General features: G+C 67.3%; 2 protein-coding genes. One reads left to right on the forward strand and one right to left on the reverse strand.

Annotated features, from left to right (window positions below):
* Positions 1-213: 213 nt before the first annotated feature.
* Positions 214-873 (reverse strand): class I SAM-dependent methyltransferase, encoded by a 660-nt coding sequence (locus Vgi01_RS30270; RefSeq protein ID WP_126713176.1) that lies wholly within the window; start codon positions 871-873, stop codon positions 214-216.
* A 69-nt stretch (positions 874-942) separates the two neighbouring features.
* Here Vgi01_RS30270 and Vgi01_RS30275 point away from each other — a divergent pair, with 69 nt between their 5' ends.
* A complete protein-coding gene (locus tag Vgi01_RS30275; RefSeq protein ID WP_204293339.1) occupies positions 943-1,290 on the forward strand; it encodes a cold shock domain-containing protein in 348 nt (115 codons plus the stop codon).
* Positions 1,291-1,392: the final 102 nt, after the last annotated feature.

The following is a 1,392-nucleotide window of genomic DNA, read 5'->3' on the forward strand; positions in this document are numbered from 1 at the left end:
TTAGTCCGGTCACCCGCGACTGCCGCACAGCGATCTTCAGTCGAGCTCAGACACACTGTCATCGGCAAAGCCCTGAGCGGCGCCGCGACGTGCGGCGCAGATAAGTGGTAGGCCCCTTGGGCGCGGACATCCGCCCGTCGGCCCCACCGACCGTTCGACGTACCCCGGCATCCTGTCACGTATCGCGCGCCCGGCCGGCAGCAAATCCGCACCCTACGCGTTCGTGGAGCCGGTCTTGCGGACCAGCATGTACCCGTACCGGGGCTCCGCGTCTTCGGGTGGGGTTTCGCCCTGGAAAACCAGGGCGAAGCCAGCGGCGGTGAAGCGGTCCTCCATCTCCCGGGCCGAGAGCCAGTACCGATCGAAGTCGATGCCGAGACTGCCGACGCGGCTACCAGGACTGTTGCGATGCCCTGTCCCGTCGCCGTGCTTGAACGCCGCCACCAGGTAGCCGCCCGGCCGCACGACCCGGGCCAGTTCGGCGAACGCCCGTACCCGGGCGTCCGGTGCCAGGAAGATCAACGAATACCAGCACACCACCCCGGCCAGCGACGCATCCCCAAACGGTAACTCCCGCAGATCGGCGACCGCGTACCCGAAACCCGGATGCTCCCGCCGCGCCACCTCCACCATCCCTGGCGACAGATCCACCCCGCGCGGCGACAGGCCCCGGTCCGCGAGGTACGGAAGAAGTCGTCCGGTGCCGCAGCCCACGTCCGCGACCTCCGCGCCCACGGTCAAGGTCAGCTCGGCGAACAGGTCGAGCATCGCGCGTTCGACCGGCATGCTCTCCAGCACCCCTACCAGGTTCTCCGCGTACCACTCCGACAGCACGTTGTGCGCGTCCCGCAGTTCCTCGGTACTGGCGTCCATCCCCCCGCTGACCCTCCCCGTTGCCGGCCGTCGCAGCGGCGAATCTACCGCAGGCCGCCGAGCTGATCGATGCTCGCGGGCACCGGGCAGAATATTCGGGTGGCAGGCTCAGGAGTCGTTCGGATCTATCACGGCGATGAAGGCTGGGGTGTCATCGATGGGGCCGAGGTTCCCGGCGGGTGTTGGGTCCATTTTTCGGCTATCGCCATGAACGGGTACCGGCAGCTTGCTGCCGGACAGGGGGTCTCCTTCATCGCCGAGCCGATGGCGCAGGACGGGTTCGCGTATCGGGCGGTAAAGGTGTGGACGACCGAGACAGAGCCCCTTGACGAACAAAGCGAGAGTGCCCAGTCCCGCGCGTACCACAGCACGATGACACTGGCCTTTGACGAACCACCCGAGCGCGGCGGGCGCTGACAACCTGTCCGACCCAGCGGCCACATGATCGAGCATCCCGTCGATCAGCCACCGCACCATCAGTGCAGATCCGAGGCGGCGGGATTGGAATACTGCCGCAGT

Source organism: Micromonospora gifhornensis (genome assembly GCF_016863515.1).
Lineage (GTDB): Bacteria > Actinomycetota > Actinomycetes > Mycobacteriales > Micromonosporaceae > Micromonospora > Micromonospora gifhornensis.